The 20,758-nt window shown below is 48.3% G+C and carries 22 protein-coding genes and 1 riboswitch; of the genes, 12 read left to right on the plus strand and 10 right to left on the minus strand.

Features of this window, described 5'->3' with window-relative positions:
- Nucleotide 1 precedes the first annotated feature (1 nt).
- From dxs to xseB, 3 genes are read right to left on the minus strand one after another with little or no spacing between them, the layout of a single operon-like run.
- Nucleotides 2-1,861, minus strand: a complete 1,860-nt coding sequence (gene dxs / locus AR688_RS05300) for a 1-deoxy-D-xylulose-5-phosphate synthase (protein ID WP_068230088.1) — start codon at nucleotides 1,859-1,861, stop codon at nucleotides 2-4.
- A 14-nt stretch (nucleotides 1,862-1,875) separates the two neighbouring features.
- Complete coding sequence (ispA, locus tag AR688_RS05305; protein ID WP_068230090.1) at nucleotides 1,876-2,763, minus strand: (2E,6E)-farnesyl diphosphate synthase; 888 nt, start codon at nucleotides 2,761-2,763, stop codon at nucleotides 1,876-1,878.
- A gap of 1 nt (nucleotide 2,764) precedes the next feature.
- A complete protein-coding gene (gene xseB / locus AR688_RS05310) occupies nucleotides 2,765-3,010 on the minus strand; it encodes an exodeoxyribonuclease VII small subunit (RefSeq protein WP_068230093.1) in 246 nt (81 codons plus the stop codon).
- Nucleotides 3,011-3,209: 199 nt separating this feature from the next.
- Between xseB and pomA the strand changes: the two genes are divergently transcribed.
- The 3 genes from pomA to thiI all read left to right on the plus strand — a co-directional run bounded on the left by pomA (nucleotide 3,210) and on the right by thiI (nucleotide 6,507).
- Nucleotides 3,210-3,977 (plus strand): flagellar motor protein PomA, encoded by a 768-nt coding sequence (gene pomA / locus AR688_RS05315; protein WP_068230096.1) that lies wholly within the window; start codon nucleotides 3,210-3,212, stop codon nucleotides 3,975-3,977.
- Between the two features lie 3 nt (nucleotides 3,978-3,980).
- Nucleotides 3,981-4,943, plus strand: a complete 963-nt coding sequence (locus AR688_RS05320) for a flagellar motor protein MotB (RefSeq protein WP_068230098.1) — start codon at nucleotides 3,981-3,983, stop codon at nucleotides 4,941-4,943.
- A gap of 91 nt (nucleotides 4,944-5,034) precedes the next feature.
- Nucleotides 5,035-6,507 carry a tRNA uracil 4-sulfurtransferase ThiI gene (gene thiI / locus AR688_RS05325; protein WP_068230101.1) on the plus strand — a complete coding sequence of 491 codons (1,473 nt, stop codon included), beginning with the start codon at nucleotides 5,035-5,037 and terminating at the stop codon, nucleotides 6,505-6,507.
- A 2-nt stretch (nucleotides 6,508-6,509) separates the two neighbouring features.
- Here thiI and AR688_RS05330 read toward each other — a convergent pair whose 3' ends face one another.
- Nucleotides 6,510-7,406: a ketopantoate reductase family protein gene (locus tag AR688_RS05330; protein WP_068230104.1), complete on the minus strand. Its 897-nt coding sequence runs from the start codon at nucleotides 7,404-7,406 to the stop codon at nucleotides 6,510-6,512.
- On the minus strand, nucleotides 7,373-7,729 hold the full coding sequence (locus AR688_RS05335; protein ID WP_068231243.1) for a VanZ family protein: 357 nt from the start codon (nucleotides 7,727-7,729) through the stop codon (nucleotides 7,373-7,375). The genes AR688_RS05330 and AR688_RS05335 overlap by 34 nt, the downstream gene beginning before the upstream one ends.
- A 93-nt stretch (nucleotides 7,730-7,822) precedes the next feature.
- Between AR688_RS05335 and AR688_RS05340 the strand changes: the two genes are divergently transcribed.
- Both AR688_RS05340 and AR688_RS05345 read left to right on the plus strand, forming a co-directional pair.
- Nucleotides 7,823-8,305 (plus strand): YajQ family cyclic di-GMP-binding protein, encoded by a 483-nt coding sequence (locus AR688_RS05340; protein ID WP_068230107.1) that lies wholly within the window; start codon nucleotides 7,823-7,825, stop codon nucleotides 8,303-8,305.
- A gap of 87 nt (nucleotides 8,306-8,392) precedes the next feature.
- Nucleotides 8,393-8,577, plus strand: a riboswitch (cobalamin riboswitch).
- 38 nt (nucleotides 8,578-8,615) lie between these two features.
- On the plus strand, nucleotides 8,616-10,406 hold the full coding sequence (locus AR688_RS05345; protein WP_068230110.1) for a TonB-dependent receptor domain-containing protein: 1,791 nt from the start codon (nucleotides 8,616-8,618) through the stop codon (nucleotides 10,404-10,406).
- Between the two features lie 37 nt (nucleotides 10,407-10,443).
- Here AR688_RS05345 and msrA read toward each other — a convergent pair whose 3' ends face one another.
- The 3 genes from msrA to ccoG form a co-directional block, all read right to left on the minus strand.
- Nucleotides 10,444-10,983: a peptide-methionine (S)-S-oxide reductase MsrA gene (msrA, locus tag AR688_RS05350; RefSeq protein ID WP_068230113.1), complete on the minus strand. Its 540-nt coding sequence runs from the start codon at nucleotides 10,981-10,983 to the stop codon at nucleotides 10,444-10,446.
- 134 nt (nucleotides 10,984-11,117) lie between these two features.
- Nucleotides 11,118-13,379, minus strand: coding sequence for a GGDEF domain-containing phosphodiesterase (locus AR688_RS05355; RefSeq protein ID WP_068230116.1), 2,262 nt, complete (start codon nucleotides 13,377-13,379; stop codon nucleotides 11,118-11,120).
- Between the two features lie 201 nt (nucleotides 13,380-13,580).
- Nucleotides 13,581-14,957, minus strand: coding sequence for a cytochrome c oxidase accessory protein CcoG (gene ccoG, locus AR688_RS05360; protein ID WP_068230119.1), 1,377 nt, complete (start codon nucleotides 14,955-14,957; stop codon nucleotides 13,581-13,583).
- A 134-nt stretch (nucleotides 14,958-15,091) separates the two neighbouring features.
- Here ccoG and AR688_RS05365 point away from each other — a divergent pair, with 134 nt between their 5' ends.
- From AR688_RS05365 to AR688_RS05395, 7 genes are all read left to right on the plus strand, one after another.
- The gene (locus AR688_RS05365) at nucleotides 15,092-16,510 is read left to right on the plus strand and encodes an aminotransferase-like domain-containing protein (RefSeq protein WP_068230121.1); all 1,419 of its coding nucleotides are present in this window, start codon (nucleotides 15,092-15,094) and stop codon (nucleotides 16,508-16,510) included.
- 205 nt (nucleotides 16,511-16,715) lie between these two features.
- Nucleotides 16,716-17,120: a VOC family protein gene (locus tag AR688_RS05370; RefSeq protein ID WP_068230124.1), complete on the plus strand. Its 405-nt coding sequence runs from the start codon at nucleotides 16,716-16,718 to the stop codon at nucleotides 17,118-17,120.
- A gap of 122 nt (nucleotides 17,121-17,242) precedes the next feature.
- A complete protein-coding gene (dhiT, locus tag AR688_RS05375; RefSeq protein ID WP_068230128.1) occupies nucleotides 17,243-17,512 on the plus strand; it encodes a type II toxin-antitoxin system toxin DhiT in 270 nt (89 codons plus the stop codon).
- Nucleotides 17,506-18,027, plus strand: coding sequence for a type II toxin-antitoxin system antitoxin DhiA (dhiA, locus tag AR688_RS05380; protein ID WP_068230131.1), 522 nt, complete (start codon nucleotides 17,506-17,508; stop codon nucleotides 18,025-18,027). Before dhiT ends, dhiA begins: the two co-directional genes overlap by 7 nt.
- Nucleotides 18,028-18,037: 10 nt before the next feature.
- Nucleotides 18,038-18,769: an SDR family oxidoreductase gene (locus tag AR688_RS05385; protein ID WP_068230135.1), complete on the plus strand. Its 732-nt coding sequence runs from the start codon at nucleotides 18,038-18,040 to the stop codon at nucleotides 18,767-18,769.
- 173 nt (nucleotides 18,770-18,942) lie between these two features.
- Complete coding sequence (locus AR688_RS05390) at nucleotides 18,943-19,215, plus strand: hypothetical protein (RefSeq protein WP_156420209.1); 273 nt, start codon at nucleotides 18,943-18,945, stop codon at nucleotides 19,213-19,215.
- 98 nt (nucleotides 19,216-19,313) lie between these two features.
- Entirely contained in the window at nucleotides 19,314-19,853 is a 540-nt protein-coding gene (locus tag AR688_RS05395) for a DUF924 family protein (RefSeq protein ID WP_197412115.1), read from the plus strand.
- A 71-nt stretch (nucleotides 19,854-19,924) separates the two neighbouring features.
- Here AR688_RS05395 and AR688_RS05400 read toward each other — a convergent pair whose 3' ends face one another.
- Both AR688_RS05400 and AR688_RS19850 read right to left on the minus strand, forming a co-directional pair.
- Complete coding sequence (locus tag AR688_RS05400; protein WP_068230144.1) at nucleotides 19,925-20,413, minus strand: pyridoxamine 5'-phosphate oxidase family protein; 489 nt, start codon at nucleotides 20,411-20,413, stop codon at nucleotides 19,925-19,927.
- 46 nt (nucleotides 20,414-20,459) lie between these two features.
- Entirely contained in the window at nucleotides 20,460-20,633 is a 174-nt protein-coding gene (locus AR688_RS19850) for a YqaE/Pmp3 family membrane protein (RefSeq protein ID WP_082694679.1), read from the minus strand.
- Between the last annotated feature and the right edge of the window lie 125 nt (nucleotides 20,634-20,758).

Raw genomic sequence — 20,758 nt, forward strand, 5'->3', positions numbered from 1 at the left:
GTTAAAGCCGTTGTTGGATACTGGCAAGAATACCGTTGCTGTCCAGCGCCAGCTCAGTATAAATTTCTTCCTGGCTGCCATGCTTAATAAAGTGGTCCGGCAAACCCAGGTTCAGGCTTTGCACCGCCAGCCGGGCTTTAGCAATAAACTCATTAACGGCTGAACCGGCCCCACCGGTTATGGCATTGTCTTCAACCGTGACAAACAGCTGATGGCTTTGTGCCAGTTCAGTTAACAAGCCTTCATCAAGGGGTTTGACAAAACGCATATCTACCAGAGTGGCGTTTAACTGCTCTGCTGCATGCTGACAGGCACTTAACAGCGGGCCAAAAGCCAGTATGGCGATATTCTCACCCTGGCGTACCACTTTGGCTTTACCCAATGGCAGCAATTGCATTTGCGGCTGGGCATCAATACCGGTGCCACTGCCGCGCGGATAACGCACTGCTGCAGGTCCCTGATACTGATAGCCGGTATATAGCATCTGGCGGCATTCGTCTTCGTCTGATGGCGTCATAACCACCATATTCGGAATGCAGCGCATAAAGCTGATATCAAAAGCCCCCTGATGGGTTGGGCCATCGGCACCGACTACGCCGGCACGGTCAACCGCAAACAGCACATCAAGGTTCTGCAGGGCTACGTCATGGATCAATTGGTCATAACCGCGCTGCAAAAAGCTGGAGTAAATAGCCACTACCGGCTTTAAGCCTTCAATTGCCATACCTGCGGCTAGCGTAACGGCATGCTGCTCGGCAATGGCGACATCGAAATAGCGTTTAGGGTAGCTTTTAGAAAACCGGACTAAGTCAGAGCCTTCACGCATAGCAGGCGTAATCGCCTGTAAGCGTTCATCCTGCGCTGCCATATCGCATATCCAGTTGCCAAAGATGTTCGAAAAACTGGGACGGCCAGCCTTTTTCGCCGGTTGCTTTTTATCATCCGGGTTAAATTTAGATACGGCATGATAGCCAATAGGATCAGCTTCTGCCGGGGCATAACCTTTGCCTTTTTTAGTGACAATATGCAGCAGCTGCGGCCCTTTTAAATTACGCATATTGCGGATGGTATCTACCAGCCCCAGTACGTCGTGACCGTCAATTGGGCCGATATAGTTAAAGCCCAGCTCTTCAAAAAAGGTGCCTGGCGTGACCATGCCTTTAAAGTGCTCTTCAGCACGGCTGGCCAGTTCATGCAGCGGCGGCACACCACTTAAAATCTTTTTACCGCCTTCGCGCAGGCTGGTGTAAAAGCTGCCGGATAAAATACGGGCAAAATAGCGATTTAAGGCACCAACGTTTTCTGAGATCGACATTTCATTGTCATTCAGAATAACCAGCATGTCAGGCCGTACTTCGCCGGCATGGTTTAGTGCTTCAAAGGCCATACCGGCGGTAATAGCGCCGTCACCAATGACAGCAACCACTTTGCGGTTATTGCGTGCCTGCTGAGCGGCAATCGCCATACCTAAAGCCGCACTGATTGACGTACTGGAGTGGCCGACAGACAACACGTCGTATTCGCTTTCTTCGCGATACGGAAAAGGGTGCAGGCCATCTTTCTGGCGAATGGTGTGCATACGCTCAGCCCGGCCGGTCAGAATTTTATGTGGATAAGCCTGATGGCCCACATCCCAGATTAACCGGTCAAACGGGGTGTTATACACATAATGCAAAGCAACGGTAAGCTCTACCGTGCCTAAGCCAGAGGCAAAGTGGCCACTGCTCTGGCTGACACTCTGCAACAAATAACTGCGCAACTCGTCACTGAGTGCGGGCAGTTTGTCCTGTGGCAGCTGACGCAGCTGCTCGGGTAAATTAGCCTTGGCTAATAACGGGTAATCGTTAATATCTAACGCCATAATCCATGCCTGTGTTAAAACCTGCGTTCGATAATATACTGCGCAAAGGCGCGTAGCTCATCAGTGTTATACGGTAAGCTAGCCAGAGCGTTCAGTGCATCCTGATATAATTGCTGTGCTTTGGCTTTGGCATTGTCCAGCCCCAGTAATGCCGGGTAGGTTGATTTGTTTGCCTTGGTATCGGACCCCTGTGGCTTGCCAAGTGTGCTGGTGTCGCTTTCAATGTCGAGAATATCATCCTGCACCTGAAATGCCAGCCCTAAAGCTTGGGCGAACTGCACTAAAGCATCGCGCTCTGCTAAGTTTTGCCGCTTGCTACACAACCAGGCCAGATGCACTGCACATTCAATCAGGGCGCCGGTTTTCAGCCTGTGCATTTGTTCAAGCTGCGCCAGGCTGGTGTGCTGGTTAGTTTGGGCTAAATCTATCGCCTGGCCACCGCACATACCGCTGTAACCTGCGGCCTGTGACAGCTGTTGCAACATTTTTACGATATTGCTGCTATCTACCTGCTGATACGGGTGTGCGCTTAATATCTCAAAAGCCAGTGTTTGCAAAGCATCACCTGCCAGTATGGCAGTGGCTTCATCAAAAGCTTTGTGGCAGGTGGGTTTGCCACGGCGTAAATCGTCGTTATCCATCGCCGGTAAATCGTCGTGAATAAGCGAGTAACTGTGCAAGGCTTCCAGCGCTGCAGCCGGGCCGTCTAAATCATGCAGGCTGGCACCAAGCAGTGTGCCGCAGCTATACACCAGAAAAGGCCGTACTCTTTTACCACCTAGCAATAAGCTGTACGACATAGCAGACAACAGCCGCTGATCGGTAACAGTGCGGTTGTTTAACTGCTGCTGTAAATGTTGTTCGACCCGCTGCTGGTATAACGCTAAACGTTCAGGTTGCACCTTATTCTCCTGCTGGCGGGTCAAAAGGTAATAATGATTCCTGTTGTTGTTGCTGCATCAGGATCTGGACTTTTTGCTCTGCTGCTTGCAACAGTTGCTGGCTTTGCCGGGCGAGGGTAATGCCGCGTTCAAATTGTTGCAACGACTGATCCAGCGATAGCTCGCCTTGCTCCAGTTGCTGCACAATAAGCTCAAGTTCAGACAAGGTTTGTTCAAACTGGCTTAAATCTGCTTTTTTCTTGCTCATACTACCCCCGGAAAAAGTGTGCGCAAAGGTACCTTAGCAGGCTATTATGGTCAATCAGAAAGCGGATGTGAAAGGCTAAATTGATAATTTTACGTAATTTATGCTTAATCATTCTGCGTGGTTGTCGATAAACAACTATCGTCTAAGATAAACTTGTACAGATAGCTGGTGCAGTAGTGTTGCAATTAAGGAGAGTAAAGTGGATTTAGCTACCCTAGTTGGTATGTTAGGTGCAATTGGTTTTATTGTCATGGCGATGATTCTGGGTAGCAGCGGTGCGCCTGGAATGTTTATGGATACAGTATCAGTACTGATTGTGTTTGGTGGCTCTATCTTTGTGGTTATCTCTAAGTTTACGCTGAGCCAGTTTTTCGGTTCAGGCAAAGCCGCCGCTAAAGCCTTTATGTTTAAAATTGAATCGCCCGAAGAGCTGATCGAAAAAGCCGTACAACTGGCTGACTCTGCGCGTAAAGGCGGTTTTCTGGCACTGGAAGAGGCTGAAATTCCCAATTCGTTTATGCAAAAAGGTGTCAATATGCTGGTGGATGGCCATGATGCCGATGTAGTACGTGCCACCTTATTAAAAGACATCAGCCTGACCGAAAAGCGGCATGAAACAGCAATCGCTCTTTTTAAGAGCCTGGGTGATATTGCCCCGGCGATGGGCATGATCGGTACGCTGATAGGCCTGGTGGCGATGTTATCTAATATGGATGACCCTAAAGCGATCGGCCCGGCCATGGCAGTGGCGCTATTAACCACCTTGTACGGTGCTTTTATTGCCAACGTAATAGCCATACCACTGGCTGATAAACTGGCTATTCGTAACCAGCAGGAAAAGATGAATAACCAGTTAATTCTCGATGCGATACTGGGTATTCAGGATGGCCAGAACCCGAAAGTGATTGAAGGTATATTGCGTAATTATTTAGCGCAGGGTAAACGCGAAGTAGTCCCGGCGGAGTAATGTATGAGTGATCAAGCAGAAGAAGAATGCAAATGCCCACCACCGGGTTTACCGGCGTATATGGGTACTTTTGCCGATTTAATGGCGCTGTTAATGTGCTTTTTCGTCCTGCTGCTGGCATTTTCAGAAATGGATGTGCTGAAGTTTAAACAGATTGCCGGCTCAATGAAATTTGCCTTTGGTGTGCAAAATAAAATTGAAGTAGAGGATATTCCCAAAGGCACCAGCGTAATTGCGATGGAGTTTCGCCCTGGTCGCCCCGATCCAACGCCTATTGAAACTTTGCAACAGCAAACGATTGAAATTACCCAGCAGGTAATTGAATTTCAGGCTGGCGAGGAAGATTCTGCCGGCGGGCGACAAGAGCAGCGCGAAGACTTAAGCGGTGGCCAGTCGGTTAGTAATGCTGAAGAAATTATGGATGGTGAATCTGCGGCGGCAGCAGCCGAAGCACAGGCGGCGCAGGAGCAAACCAATGAAATGGTGAAAAAGCTGGCCGAGCAACTACAGCAGCAAATTGTTGATGGCGCTATAGAGCTGGAATCTCTGGGCCAGCAAATTATTATCCGTATTCGTGAAAACGGCTCATTCCCATCGGGTTCATCCTTTTTGCAACCCAGGTTTAAACCGATAGTGCAGCGTATTGGTACTTTGCTAAATGAAGTACCCGGCGAAATTACTGTAACCGGCCATACCGATGATATTCAGGTATCTGACGAGTTACACAGCAATAACTGGGATTTATCGGCCAAACGCGCCGTATCAGTCGCCACCGAAATGGTAAAAGCAACCGGCTTTGACCGTACCCGTTTAGTTGTAGTAGGGCATGCAGACACCAAGCCGTTAGTACCTAATGACACTGAGCAGGGCCGGCGGCGCAACCGCAGGGTTGAAATTGCCATTATGCAGGGTAAAGCCAAAGAGTCAGACCCTATAAGCCTGGAGCCACCCAGCGAGCAGCCATAACCATCCTCAGCAGTGCGCAGATTAGGTCTTTCTGCACAGATCCGCTATAATCTGCGCCACTTTTTTTCCTGCTAAACAATGCTGCTGCCTGATGATTGAATTTCTTATCAAATTACACCCCGAAATCGCTATTAAAAGTAAATCGGTGCGCAAACGCCAAACGCTGTTATTGGAGCGTAACCTTAAAACCATTCTGCTACAGGTTGATGCCGGTGTTGAAGTGAGTAATAACTTCGATCACCTTACAGTGCGCTGTGACACTACAGGTGATGCTGTGCAACAGGAAGCGCTGCGCCAGCGCTTAATTGACCGTCTGGGGTGTATTCCGGGCATTGTTTATTTTGCTGAGATGCAGTCGGGCGGCTTCAGCTCATTGCACGATATTTTTGAGCAGGTACTGGCGGTATATGCGCCGCAGCTGGAACATAAAACCTTTAGTGTGCGCGTGCGCCGCAGTGGTAATCATGAATTTACCTCAATCGAAGCCGAGCGCTATATTGGCGGTGGTTTAAACCAGCATGTTGCCAGTGCCAAAGTGCAGCTGAAAAAACCGGATTTGGTGGTCACGCTGGAAATCAGAAAAGATCGGCTGATTATGGTGCGTAAGATGCACCAGGGCATGGGCGGTTTTCCGCTGCCATCGCAATCAGATGTGCTATCACTGATCTCCGGTGGCTACGATTCTGCCGTGGCTAGCTACCTGATGATCCGCAAAGGCCTGCGCACGCATTACCTGTTTTTTAACCTCGGTGGTGCGGCACACGAGGCCGGTGTGCGGGAAATGGCCTTTCATATCTGGCAAAAATACAGCTTGTCGCACAAGGTGAAATTTGTCAGCGTCAACTTTGCTCCGGTAGTAGATCAGATTCTGGAAACCATCGACAATGGCTTAATGGGCGTGGTGCTCAAGCGTATGATGATGCGCGCGGCCAGCGACGTAGCAGATAGCCTGGGCATTAAAGCCATCGTTACCGGTGAAAGTATCGGCCAGGTATCCAGCCAGACCATTACCAATTTAAACGTAATAGACCGGGTTACGGAAATGTTGATCCTGCGGCCGCTGATTTATCAGGACAAGCAAGAAATTATTGACATGTGCCGCAAAATTGGTGCTGAAGATATTGCCAAAAGTATGCCGGAATATTGCGGTGTTATATCGAAAAAGCCCACGGTGAATGCGGTATTATCAGAAGTGTTGGCTAACGAGCAGAAGTTTGATTTTACTGTGCTGGAGCAGGCGGTGAAAGCGGCAAAAGTGCTGGATATCCGTACGATAGATTATCAGGCCGAACAACAGGCGCATGTGGTGACTGAACTGGCACAGCTGCCTGCCGATGCAGTAGTGCTGGATATTCGCAGCCCGGAAGAAACCGATATTAAACCGCTGACAGTTGAGGGGCATAACGTGGTTGAACTGCCATTTTTCCGTCTGGCATCGCAGTTTGCTAGCCTTGATCAGAGCAAACAATACTATTTTTACTGTGAGCGCGGCGTCATGAGCCGTTTGCAGGCTGTGGTATTGCAGGAGCAGGGCTTTAATAACGTATCGGTATACCGGCCTTAATATTATGCACGGTGCTGCAATTGCAGCACCTGCTGCATCAGTTGCGTATTAAACGGCACAGCAATGTTATACCGTGCCGCCTGGGTAACGATATAGCCATTGATGGCGTCTATTTCGGTACGGCGTTTATGGATAATATCCTGTTGCATTGACGAGAAGTTCGCTGCAGTGCTTTGGATAACTTGCTGCACTTTTTCCAGCATTTGCGCGTATTGCAGCGGATAACCTGTCGCTTCTGCCACCTGGCATACTTCGGCCAGGATCTGATTTATCTGCTGTTGATACTGTACTTTTGCCAGCTCACCATTGTTGCAGTTATACAGTGCTGTCAGCGGGTTTATTACCGCATTAATTGCCAGCTTGTGCCATAAAAACGGCACAATATTGTCTGTTAGTGTAACCGGCCCAAGGGCAACATCCATCGCCTGCTGCACCGCTAAATGCTGATTTTTCGCTGCCGCGTTTAACGGCGCCAAGACGCTTTGGCCTTGCCCGGTGTGGTGCACCGTAGCGTCTTGTTTTAGTGCACCATGGGTTGTGGTGATAAACCACAACCCATGCGCTGGGCCAATCAAAGGTAAAATGTGTTCTGTAGCAGCCATGCCATTGTGGCTCAGTACCAGTTGCGCATCAGGTGTCAAGACGGGCAACAATGCCTGTACCGCAGAGAGCACAGCATAGCTTTTTACCGGAATTAATACGGCTGTAAGGGGCGCAGTAGCGTAGGCAAAATGAAGGGGGTGCTGATTAAAGCAGATATCAACCGGTGCAGGTTGTCTTAACCAGAGTTGTACCGGCCAGCCTGCCAGTTTAAAGCGGCTGGCAGCCAGTAAGCCTATTGCGCCCTGGCCGACAACCGTCCAGCTTAACGCTGGCTGCGCGGGCGAATTTTGTGCCACAGGGCCCGCACCAGATAAAAACTGACTATGCCGACAAGATCTGCCAGTAAATCCCACCAGTCGCCGTTACGGCGGGTAAAGTAGTGTTGCGACAGTTCAATAGCACCGCCGTATGCACCCAGCAATATAAAGGCCAGCCAGGGGCTGAGTTTAAAGCCTTTCCACAGCAAGGCGCTTAATATGGCAAAGATACCAAAGTGCGCCACTTTATCTAAATGGGCTATGCCGCCACCAATGCGGTGGCCGCTTAATTCAGCCAAAAAGCTTGCAGTAGCCACGGCAAAGCAAAAAACACACAACCAGCGATAAAATGTTTGCGACACAAAGACCCCCGAAGATATATGGCGCTCGGATTGTAGCAGTTTTCTGGTTATAATCACCAGCAGACAGAATGGCTTATGATTAGGAGATGCTGCATGCCCTCATTTGATATCGTTTCAGAAGTAGATCAGCAAGAAGTGCTGAACGCCGTGGAAAACGCTAACCGCGAACTGGATACCCGGTTTGACTTCCGTGGTGTGCAGGCCGAATTTTCATTGAAAGATAAAGTGATTACCATGAAAGCTGAAGCTGAGTTTCAGTTGCAGCAAATGCTGGAAATTTTTCTCGCCAAGGCGGTAAAGCGCAGCCTGGACGTGCGCTCATTTAAAGAGGGCGATGTAGTGCACTCTGGCAAAACCTACAGCCAAAGCTTAAGCCTGCTGCAGGGTATTGAACAGGACATGGCCAAAAAGCTGGTCAAGCTGATTAAAGATAACAAGCTAAAAGTGCAGGCCGCTATTCAGGGCGATCAGGTGCGGGTAACGGGTAAAAAACGTGATGATTTACAAGAGGCTATGGCTTTAGTGCGCGCCAGCGAGCTGGAACAGGCGTTTCAGTTTACTAATTTCAGAGATTAGTCTGAAAAACGCTATGCCGATTGGCTTTAGCCGTCTGGATTGCTGTTGACTTTTAATTTCCCCACGCTACACTGCAGGCGGCTCCGACAGGGAGCCGCTTTTTCTGGTGCTGCAGGCAACTGCAGGTAAACGGGAATCTGGTGTAATCCAGAGCTGCCCCCGCAACGGTAAACAACTGAACTGTGTTCAATGCCACTGTCCAAAGATGGGAAGGCGAGCACAGGCGCAAGCAGGTTGTCAGCCCGGAGACCGGCCGGAAAAAAACCTTCAACATTATTAAATGTGCGGTGGGCACATTTTCGGAGCCTATATGTTTAAACCTGCTTTTGCGGCCGTGCTGGTCGCATCTTGCTGCTCTGCTGCAGCTGACACTACTGAATACTCTAATCTTGAACATATCAGTATTTATGCTAACCGCACGGCAACGCCGCAGCAAGACGTGCTAGCCAGCGTAACGGTGCTGGAGCGTGACGATATCGTTGCGCGCCAGGCCAATGATTTACCCGCTTTACTGGCGCAACTGCCAGGCATTAATTTATCCCGCGATGGTGGCCGGGGCCAAAACAGCAGTGTTTATATCCGCGGCGGTAATACCGGCCACACTTTGGTGATTATTGACGGCGTGCGCAGTGGCTCGGCTACGTTGGGTTATAAAACACTGTCCATGTTACCGCTGGAGCTGATCGAACGAATTGAAGTAGTACGCGGCCCACGCGCAGCCTGGTATGGCTCGGATGCATTATCCGGTGTTATTGCTATTACTACCCGGCGTAGCAATACGGTAGAGCTGAACGCTAACGTTGGCAGTGACGGTCAGGCGGGTACAGATATCAGTTTAAGCCACACTGTAGATCAACTGACTTTACGCGCCACAGCCGGTACCAGCCGTGCCGACGGTTACAACGTGCAGCCGGCACAAGATCCAGATCGGGATGGATATAATCAGAAATTTGTTAAAGTAGCAGCCGATTACCAGAGTGAACTCGGCTTATGGAGCGCTCAGGCAGATGTTAACTCAGGTTTTTATCAGTTTGATACCGATTTCGGCAGCGAAGATGAAGCTGACACCTTAAGCCGGGCTTACTTGCTGGGTTGGCAACATCAATTGGGGCAGTGGCAGCATCAGGCTCAACTGAGCCGTAATCTCGACAGCGATACAACTTTCGGCCCTGATTCACGTAGCCCCTTTGTTACTGAACGCGACGAGTTTAACTATCAGGCTGCTACCGATATAACAGACACTTTCAGTTTTGTCGGTGGCGTGAACTGGTACCATGAACAAGTTGATCAGTCAGCGACGGCGTATGAAGAAACCAGCCGCATTAACCGCGCTATATTCGGTGGCGTCAATTACCAGTGCAGTGCGCTACAACTCGAAGCTGCAGTGCGCCGCGATCTTGTGAGTCAGTATGGCGGGCAAAACACCTGGCAACTGGCGGCTGGTTATCAGTTGGCAGAGCACTGGCTAATACGTGCAAGCCGCGGCAGCGCATTTAAACTACCTACCTTTAACGAGCTGTATTATCCGGGTTTTGCTAACCCGGATCTCCAGCCGCAGGAATCTATATCCGATGAATTAGCGTTGGTTTACCAAGGTGATGTGCTGACAGCAGAACTTGCGTGGTTTGATCGTGATGTAACCAACCTGATCCTGGCTGGCGAAGATCAAGCTGAAAATGTACTGCTGGCAACTGTGCAGGGTATTGAGTTCAGTATTAAACAGCAGTGGCAGCAATATGGCAGCCAGTTTACCTATACCTGGCTGGATACTGAAAACCGTACCAGCGGGAAAAAACTGGAGCGCAGGCCGGAGAATACGATTAATTGGCGTGGCAGTTATGACGCCGATAAATGGTCAGCATTTGTTACAGCTGACTATCAAAGCGCTACCTATCAAGGTGCTGACTGGACAACAGGCGGTGATCGTCCTGATGCTGCGGCACATACGTTATGGGGCTTAGGGGCGAGTTATACGGTATCACCGGCATTAACTCTGCGTGCCAAAGTCGATAACCTGTTTGATAAAGACTATTACACCAGTCATGGTTATGCCACTCAAGGCACTAACTTTGGTCTTAGTGTTAGCTATACACCGCAGTAAATGCAGTTGTGAGAAAAGCGTGCTTAGGCACGCTTTGCTAATTTTGTTTTAGCATTTTAGTGTAGTTTTGTCTGAACTTGGCCATCTTCGGTGCCACAATAAACTGGCAATAGCCTTGCTCGGGGTGTTGCAAAAAGTAGCCCTGATGGTACTCCTCAGCCACGTAAAACGGGCCTGCCGGGCTAACCTCTGTCACAATGCGCTGGGTAAATACCTGGGTACGCTCAAGCTCTGCCATTACGCCGCGCACCAGTTGTAACTGTTCATCATTATGATAAAACACCACAGAGCGGTACTGGGTGCCAACATCATTACCCTGACGGTTTAACTGGGTAGGATCATGCAAACTGAAAAAAATCAGACAGAGTTGCTCAAAACTTATGATATTGCTTTCAAATTGCACCTGCACCACTTCGGCATGGCCAGTGTCACCCCGGCATACCTGTTCGTAGGTAGGAAAACTGTTTTCACCACCCATATAACCACTTAAGGCCTGAATAACGCCGCTAAGCTGGTTCATTGCGGCCTCTAAGCACCAAAAACAGCCTGCACCAAAAGTCGCCGTTTGTATTGCCATATCATCTCTCCTGTGGCCCAGTTCTTGTAGCCCAATACTGAATGTATCCTAACATTAGGGTATGCACCAGTTTATACCGGCAATACGCCAAAGCCTTGTGTAGCGATCAGAACGGTTAGCTACAGTGTGTCATTTCAGAGAGTTACCGCGCAGTTAACTCTGGATGCCTTGAGCTGTTTTAACCAGTATGCTACGGGTGCCGGTTTGGCAAAAAAGTAGCCTTGCATCTGTTTGCAGCCCAGTTTAATTAAAAAACGGCGCTGGATATCGGTTTCAATACCTTCTATCACCAGTTTTAGCTGCAGTGCTGCTGCCAGTTGGATCACCGATTGCACTAACCTGACCTGTACCGGGTTATGCGGTATTTCTTTAAGGAAACTTCGGTCGAGTTTTATTTTATCCACCGGCAGTTTACTGAGCATGCTTAGTGATGCCTGGCCGGTGCCAAAATCGTCCAGGGCAATACTGAAGCCGAGTTTTTTCAGTGCGTGTATTTTGTCAAACAATGGCTGTTTATGGCTGATAATACTGTTTTCTGTCAGCTCCAGCGTAAGCTGGCTAAGAAGAGAGGGTTGGTGGGTCGCCACGTCAATTAAAGCATTGTAAAACGTGTTTACCAGTAAATCAGAGCCTGCCAGATTAATCGCCACCGGATAGTTAAGCGCCTGTGCTTTGAACTGCCGCACTATAGCGATAGCCTGGGTTAGCACCTTTGACGATACCTCGCCAATCAGGCCGTACTGCTCGGCCAGCTTTATAATGGTTTCTGGCGAGACAAAACTGCCATCAGCACGGGGCCAGCGTAATAAGGCTTCGAAGCTTTGAATAGTGCCATCCGGCGTTACTTTGGGCTGCAACCATAGTGTAAGTTCATCCTTATGTAAGGCTTGTTTTAAATCAGCCAGCAGTTGTAAATCAAGGTTGCGCTGTTGTAAAGAATCGGCCTGATAATAAGCGACAGGGCAGTTGTAGGCGTCGGCCAGTTCCAGCGCCGATTCGCATTGCTCCAGCATTTCCTCAGCGCTAAGGTTGTTTGAGGTAGCGATGCTTACGCCAATTTCATACATGGGTTTTATGCTGCCGGCAGACAGTTTTAGTTCAACAGGCAACAAATTACGCAGTTGGGTTACCTGCTCACTAACCGAGCTGCTGCTGTGAAGTAAATCTGTCCACAGCACAAATTTCACTCCTCTTAAGCGACCAAACATTACCTGCTCTGGCAGGGCATTTTGTAGTTGTTGGGCAAAAGTAGTTAACAGCTCGTCGCCAGCCTGATAGCTATTCTGGTGATTAAAGGCTTTAACATGGCATAACCTGATAATCAGCATCAGGCCCGCTACTGTGCTTTCACGCTGTTTATGTATCAGGCGTAATAAAAAACCGGCGTTAGGTAATGACGTCAGGGTGTCGTAGTTGTGCCACAGTTCGTGCTGCTGTTCGCTGGCAGCCAGTTTTTTATGCATCAGCTTTAACGGGGTAATATCATCCAGTTGCAGTAAATGATGCTGCTGTTGTGTGCTGCAAAGATGGTTCAGTAACAAATGCTTGCTGTTGTCTGCCAGCAACTGGCACTCAGTGTCATGCCCCAGCCAGAATTCTGTTTTGTCCTGCGGTGTGGTGCTTATGACCTCTGTTAAATGTCTGTGTTCGGCGTTTGTCAGTGCCAGTGTTTGCTGTGCTTTGGCGTTGGCTTTAAGAATATACCCGCCTGCAGTAACCAGTAGCGTGGCTTTACTGTGGTGATTAAAAATGTCCTGATACAGCTGATGGCTTTCCATAATGTTGGCGTTTTGTGCTTTTAGCACTGCGGCATTACGGTTTAAGGTGCTAAGCATGCGCATAATGGTAAGCGGAATACACAGATTAAAAAATAAAAACAGCAAGCTGTGCAGGTAAGTGTGGGTAGCCGGTAGGGTAATAGAAAAGTTAAATAAATTTACCGGTGTATCGCTGTACAGAATGAATAAAAATGGCAGCACATTTATTGCCATTACCAACAGCGTTACCGTGCGGTTAAAAAATAGCAGCGCAATAAGCGGGGCGGTATAAACAAAAATAACCCCCAGCTTTGACAACTCAAAGTTATCAATAAAAAACAACATGCAGAGCCCGGCACCAAACACGGTAAATAATAAAATAACCCGACTGATAGCCAAATGGTGGGTAGAAAAATACAGTGCTAGCAATAAGATAGCGTAAAAACTGGTTGTTATGCCAATGGTGTACCAGGCACCAGCCTGATACGCCTGCCAGGAGCTGTGCAGCACTATAGTTAATACCAGCAACAAGCCAGAAGTGAGAATAATGCGCAGAGCACTTTGTTGTAATACGGTTGCGGACGGCGAATTAAGGTGTGTTTCAGTTAATAACAGTAGATTTTTTATACGGCTTAACATGAATTGTCCACTAAATTAGGCTTGGGATCCGTATGCTTGCACAGCGGAAAATACGCATTGGCTATTAACTTCCTGTTAAATGACAGCCTAGCGTAAACAAATACCTGTATCGGGACAATAGCAAAGTGAAAACTGTTTTAAACAGTGTATAAAAATGTATATAAATTGGGCAGATGTAAGCAGCAATTATGACTGCCAGCGCTACCTGGCAGCGGTATTGCCACTGTAAAACTGCGACACCCCGGCGATGCGCTCTGCGTTTTGTTTATCCAACAGAATAAACTTAAACGGCGTGAACAATGTTGCGGGTTTTTCCGCTGTATTTACCGACACCACAAACTGGCGCTGCTCGCCCGCTTGCAATCTAAGCGCGGCGTTGCTGTTTAGCTGGCTATGGGCCATACCTTCAATCTGCAGCTGGTATTGGCGTGCGGTTTTGGTTTTATTGATCACGTTTAACGTAAAGGTATTTTCAATAGCGCCATCAGCGGTTACCCGGTACAAGGCGTTGCGCTCACGGTACACAGTTAGCTCGGTACTGGTTCTTGCCATACCCCAGCCGAAAATAGCAATGAGAGTCACTAAAATGGTCGCAGCGTAAATCAGATGCCCGCTCAGGTTCGACCGGCTGCTTTGTTCTGCTGTGTAGCTTATCAGGCCTTTGGCATAACCAAACTGACTCATGGTCTGATCACAGGCATCAATGCACAGGCCGCAATTAATACACTCGTATTGCATGCCGTCACGAATATCAATACCTACCGGGCATACCTGTACACAAAGGTTACAGTCTACACAGTCGCCTAAGTTTGCTGGTTTATCACCGTGGCGTTTACGCGGCCCCCGCGTTTCACCACGCGCTGCGTCATAAGTTACCAGTTTGGTACCGGTATTAAACATGGCCGACTGAAAACGCGAATAGGGGCACATGTGTAAGCACATTTTTTCCCGGATCAGCCCGGCATTAAAATAGGTGCATAAAGCGAAAAACCCCACCCAGGCGTACACCTGCCAGGACGCCTGCAACGAGAAAAAAGCTGAATACAGCTGCGATACCGGAATAAAATACGACATAAATACCAAAGCGGTAATAACAGACACCACCAGCCAGCTCAGGTGTTTCGCCAGCTTTTTAGCCAGTTTATCCAGGCTAAATTGAGCGTTATCTAACACCCGGCTTTGGTTATGGCTACCCTCAATACGCCGCTCTATCCAGACAAACATCAGTGTCCAGACCGTTTGTGGGCAGGTATAGCCACACCACACCCGGCCATACAGACGCGTTACGTAAAACAGAGCAAAGGCCGCCAGCGTAAATAACAACGCCGCGATCAGTAAATCTTGCGGAAATAAAATAATAGAAAATAGCTCAATGGTTTGCTGAGCGGCGTTAATTCTAAATGCCTGTTCACCGTTATATTGAATAAAAGGAATGCCAATAAACAGTGCCATCAGCAGCCAGCTTAACGCGCGGCGTATGCGTTGATAAAAGCCGCTTTGCTCACGGATATAAATTTTCCCGCTGCTATCTTTGGTGGAAAAAATAATCTGATCTTCAGGAGGTAAAGAATACGCCATAACAAGTACCTGCGGGAATTAACAGCAGCGGCCGGTGCAGCCAGTTGCGGGCGCATTTTAAGCAGCAAAAGAAAAAAGATGCAGATACAAAAAAATAAAATAAAATAGATACAGCATTGTAAGGGAGCAGAGTAATGAGCCGTTTTAAGTACCAGCAACTGGCTAACGAGCTGTTACAGCAAATTAATGCCCGCCAATGGCAGGCAGGGGAAAAGTTGCCGTCAGTTCGCTGGTTATGCCGGCACTATCAGCGTTCATTGGCTACGGTGCAGCACGCCTTACATTTGCTTGAAGCGCAGGGCGTAATAGAAGCCAAAAGCCGGGCCGGTTATTTTGTTAAGTTTGCGCTTGCACCAGTGCAAACTCCGCAATTCAGCCAACATATCCCTGCACCTAATATGGTTACGGTGCCGGATATGTTTTTTGATATCATGAACCGCAGTGGTGCCTTTGACATATTCCCCAGTGGTCCTCAGGTTGAGTTTACTCACCTGAACAGTTTAATGCGTCACATTGGCCGGGCGCTGCGCCAGCAACCTTTTAGTAAGGCAATGTATTACGACGAACCGCTGGGGTTATATGAGCTGCGGCTACAGATAACAGAGCATTACCGCAGCACAGGCCTGGCGTTAAGTGCACAAAATTTGTGTATTACAGCCGGTTGCCAACATGCGTTATTTTTGGCACTAAAAGCCAGTTGCAAGCCCGGAGATACCGTGGCGGTTGAATGCCCGGCTTTTTACGGCGTGCTGCAATTGCTGCAGGAGCTTGAGCTTAAAGCCCTGGAAATACCCACCTCGCCGGGATCTGGCCTTGATGTTGACAGCCTGGAGCAGGCATTGGAAAACTGGCAGATCAGCGCCTGTGTGGTAACCCCGGCCTTTGCCACACCGACCGGTGCTTGTATGCCGGCCACGCAGCAGGCTAAATTGATTAGCCTGGCCAATAAACACGATTTTGCCGTAATTGAAGATGACATCTATGGCGACTTGGGGTTTCACCAGAGGCCTAAACCGCTTAAATCGCTTGATACGCAAGACAGAGTAATGCTGTGCAGCTCGTTTTCTAAATCCTTGTCGCGTGATTTGCGTATCGGCTGGATTGCTGCCGGCCGTTGGTCAAAGGCCGTGGCACGTTTAAAGCTGGTAAGCCAGTTAGCCAGCAGCCAGGCTATGCAGCAGGGTATTGCCAGCTTTATGGCTGAAGGCCACTATAAAAGGCACCTTAACCAATACCGCCAGCAGCTGAAACACCAGCGTGATCAGTTAATTAACTGTTTACAGCACGATTGGGCCAGTGATATTCAGTACACCACGCCACAAGGCGGGTTGGCGCTGTGGCTACAGCTTGATAAGGGCATAAATTGCCAGCAGCTGTATTTGCAGTGCCTTAAGCGCGGCATAATACTGACGCCGGGGGTGATGTTTTCTAATAGCAATAATTTTAACCATTATCTGCGGTTAAGTTTTGCTCATCCTATTGTCGGCAGCAGAAAGAATGCTCTGGCCGAACTTGGCCGTATGCTGCTTAAAATGCCAGCTGAACAAATTTAGCAGCCGGGCAGATGGTCGTCCGCTATTGAATTAACAGATACTGTTATGCTTTGGTGCCAGCGCTTAAACAAAAAAAACGTTAGCCTTGTCGAATTTACCGGTTGTTATCCGATTAGGAGCAGATAGCCTGCCAGACTGCATGGTTGGCTATTATTTGTAGCGACTATTTATAACAACTATTCACAACGCTATTCGGAGAAACAGCATGAGCCGCATGATATTTGTTAACTTGCCAGTAAAAGACTTAAAAGCCTCAATGGCGTTTTATACCGCACTGGGTTTTACCAATAACCCGCACTTTACTGACGATACCGCCGCCTGTATGGTTTGGAGCAAAGCAATAAACGTAATGCTGCTAACCCATGACAAGTGGCGCCAGTTTACCAACCGGCCTATCCCTGCAACAACCTCAAGCGAGGTAATGCTGGCGTTGTCGTGCGACAGCCGCGAAGCAGTTGATGCTATGAATAATGCTGCTAAGCAGGGTGGTACAGCAGATATTAACCCCGTTCAGGATTTAGGCTTTATGTACAGCCGCGCTTTAACCGACCCGGATGGCCATATTTGGGAACCGTTCTGGATGGACCCTGCCGCAGTCCCGGCCGAATAAGCCGGTTTCACCGCGTACGCTGTCAAAGCATCACGCTGGCTGGTGGCGTAATTCCAGCTGCTAGTTTGTCTCTTTAAAGATACGTTGCTATAGTAAGCACATTGCGCTGAGTGTGGATTGCTATGCCAGAGATAGACGCCTTTTTGGGCCTTTCATTCTGCTTGTATTTCTTTGATAACAAGCAGCATAAATTACCTCATATACACGTTAAGTACGGTGGCTATCAGGTGATTATTGCGATTGAAACGGGCGAATGTCTGGAAGGGTATTTACCGAATAAACAGCGTAAACGGGCAGAGTGCCATATTGCAGCGCACCGTGCGCAATTAATGGATATGTGGCGCAAAGCGGTAAAAGGGCAAAATCCCGGGAAGTTGGAGGATTTATGTTAAAGATCATTGACGTAGATTGGATTGCTGATTATACACTTACGCTGAAATTCAATGACGGCTTTGAAGGTAAAGCTGATTTATCTGAGTATTTTTGCCGTCCTCCTTTTTCAACAATAACAGACTTTAAGAAATTCTCTTTAACCGCAGAAGGTTCTTTAAACTGGAGTGGAAATGAGCTGTCTGCTGCTACGCTGCGTGATGCCACGCAGGGCGAATATAAGGCGTTAGATTTAAGCGTTAATGTTACGGAGATAGAGCAGGTTATTAAGCAGGCTTCCTGGGATTCCATGCAGGAAGGCAGGCCTGATATTTTGCAGGCGGCCATTCGCGCTTACGTTGAACAGTTTGGCCATAGTCAGGTAATTGCCAAAGCAGGTATTAAAAGCCGCACCAGTGCTTATCGTTCACTCAAACCGCAAACCACACCAAGCTTTGCTACTCTGGTTCAGCTGGGGCATGCCGTGATTGAGTTGGCAAAAGATCGCATACCCCCCACGCCTGCACTTAAGGTGTAAGGAGCTTTTCATGAGTAAAGTTGTAATTGTAACGGGTGGTGGACGGGGGATTGGTGCTGCAACGGCTAAGTTGCTGGCATCGAGCGGATATTGGGTTTGTGTTAATTATCGTGCAAATGCCGAAAGTGCGAAGGCAACGGTCAGCGCAATTACAGCAGTGGGTGGTAAAGCATTTTCATTTCAGGCTGATGTATCCAATGAAAGTGACGTCATCGCCTTGTTTGATGCCACTGAAGCAAGGTTCGGTGCTGTTACTCATTTAGTTAACAACGCGGGAATTCTGCTACCACAGTCTGGTTTTGCAGGCATTGATGTAGAGCGATTCAACAAAGTTCTGATATCTAATGTGACGAGCTGTTTTCTTTGCTCGCGTGAGTTTATAAAACGCACCAAATCACAGGGTGCTATCGTCAATGTGTCCTCAGCTGCTGCCCGAACCGGTGCACCATTTGAATACATCGATTATGCAGCATCTAAAGGTGCGATGGACTCTTTAACAAAAGGCCTGTCGCTGGAAGTTGCAGCACAAGGTATTCGGGTGAATGCCGTCAGGCCGGGTTTTATTTATACAGAGATGCACGCAGATGGTGGTGAACCAAACAGAGTTGATCGTTTATCGTCGCAGATCCCACTGCAGCGTGGCGGCACAGCTGATGAAGTTGCCAATGCGATAGCCTGGTTATTATCAGACGAAGCATCTTATGTTACCGGCTCTTTTATCGATTTAGCCGGTGGGAGGTAATTTAATATTTTTAGTTTAAGGTCATTTGCTAATGAAATATCTCAGGTAAAAGTTGACGCAAATCATGTGCAAGCTACTTGGTAATATATTATTGGCGTTGCTGCCTAAATGAGCCCTTGCCGCGAATACTTCCGCGAGGGACTTTCTTTAAAAACTGAGAAGGAATACACAGCATGTTATCTGTTCGCTGGAAGATATTGATATTTTCAATGCTTGCATATCAGGGAGTACTTACCTGGGCTACATTGGATCTTGTCAATACCGCCGCTTATTTAGCCACCACAAATTGCTTAAGCAACTGTGACAGTGCTTTTCCATATATCACAATGAACCAAGGCGGTTATGAAACATTTTGTAAGCTGCTAATAGCGGGCGCGATCTTTGTTTTAGTCAATCTGATTACCTACTACTGCACGCGCAGCCCGGCAGCATCTAAAGACACATAAAACCGGAGCGAAAAACCGTGCTCCACAGAGGCTGGCATTCCGGTTGCAAAGCCTGTTGCTAAGCGGCCGTATTCGGCAAAGGACACACCAACGAGGCCATGATGTTTAAAGACGTACTAAATTTTTGGTTTAAAGAATTAGAGCCCAAGCAGTGGTGGGTGTCAGAGCCTGGCTTTGATGCGCAGATTAAACAGCGCTTTTTGCCACTGTTGCAGCAGGCTGCGGCGGGTGAGTTATTTGGCTGGCGCGAAAGTGCTGCAGGGCGTTTGGCAGAAATTCTCGTGCTGGATCAGTTTTCGCGTAATATTTACCGTAATACCGCAAAAGCCTTTTCGCAGGATGCCATGGCGCTGGTATTGGCACAAGAAGCCGTGGTGGCAGGTGCACTGGAACAGCTTAATGCCGATGAGCGTAATTTTTTACTAATGCCCTATATGCACAGCGAATCTCCGGTTATTCACCAGCAAGCAGAAACACTGTTTAAGCAATTTGCCCCAGCGGAGAATTATCAATTTGAGCTGAAACACAAAGTAATAATTGACCGTTTCGGTCGTTATCCGCATCGTAACGCCATTTTAGGCCGTACGTCGACAGCTGAGGAAATTGAGTTTCTTAAACAGCCTGGCTCGGGGTTTTAGCCCGGCCAGCGGTTAGGTGGCGGCGGCTTGAAGTATGTTTTGCGGTTATTTAGCTGCTGTTAAACAGGCTACTATTTTGTGCCGAATTTCTCGTGCTCGCCAAGGTTTGGCTGCTCACCTTTAACCTTCGCCTGCACTGTTTTAAACATTTTTACCATTGCGCTGCTGTCGCTGTCCCAATGCTCGCCTTTTTGCACTTTAATTTCCAGCATACCGACATGGGGCGAGTCTTTACCGTCAGGAAACCAGGCCGCAACAAAAGGGTTCCAGTATTTATTGATCAGCGTTTTATCACGAGTAGCGCGGCCGACGCCGGTCAGCGATACATACACCTGATTGTCAGCATCGGAGAAGGTTAAACAGACATCGTGATCACGTTCTATTTCCAGCACTTTTTCCGTGGATAAATCAGTATAAAACCACAGTGTGCCGTCGTACTCATCTTGCACTAACACCATAGGGCGGGATCTTAACTCATCACCGTGGCGGGTTGTCAGCATGGCTGTTTTTATCTGTTTGATAAGCTGCCAGATTTTTTGCTTATGCTCCGGGCTGGACATAATTCCTCCTGTCTATTTATCGGAATAAGGTTGTTTTCAACCGGCGTTAATGTTTCAAAATTACATACAGCGCATGGATAATGCCGGGTATAAAGCCAAACAGCGTCAGCAAAATGCTAAGCCAGAAATGACCTTTAAGGCCTACTTCAAGAAAAACCCCCAGCGGTGGCAGGATTATTGCGAAAAGGATTTTTATAGGATCGGTTGCGGTAACTGCCATAACAGGCTCCTTAGGTTGTGAGTCAGATGTGTTGCTTGCCCGACTCTCATTGCTCTGTTTAAACCAAGCACTATCTATGCCGTTTATCGTAAAAAGCCTTGGTGACGTCATTCAGATAGCGACAG

Origin of the sequence: Rheinheimera sp. EpRS3 (genome assembly GCF_001513785.1) — a bacterium.
GTDB lineage: Bacteria > Pseudomonadota > Gammaproteobacteria > Enterobacterales > Alteromonadaceae > Alishewanella.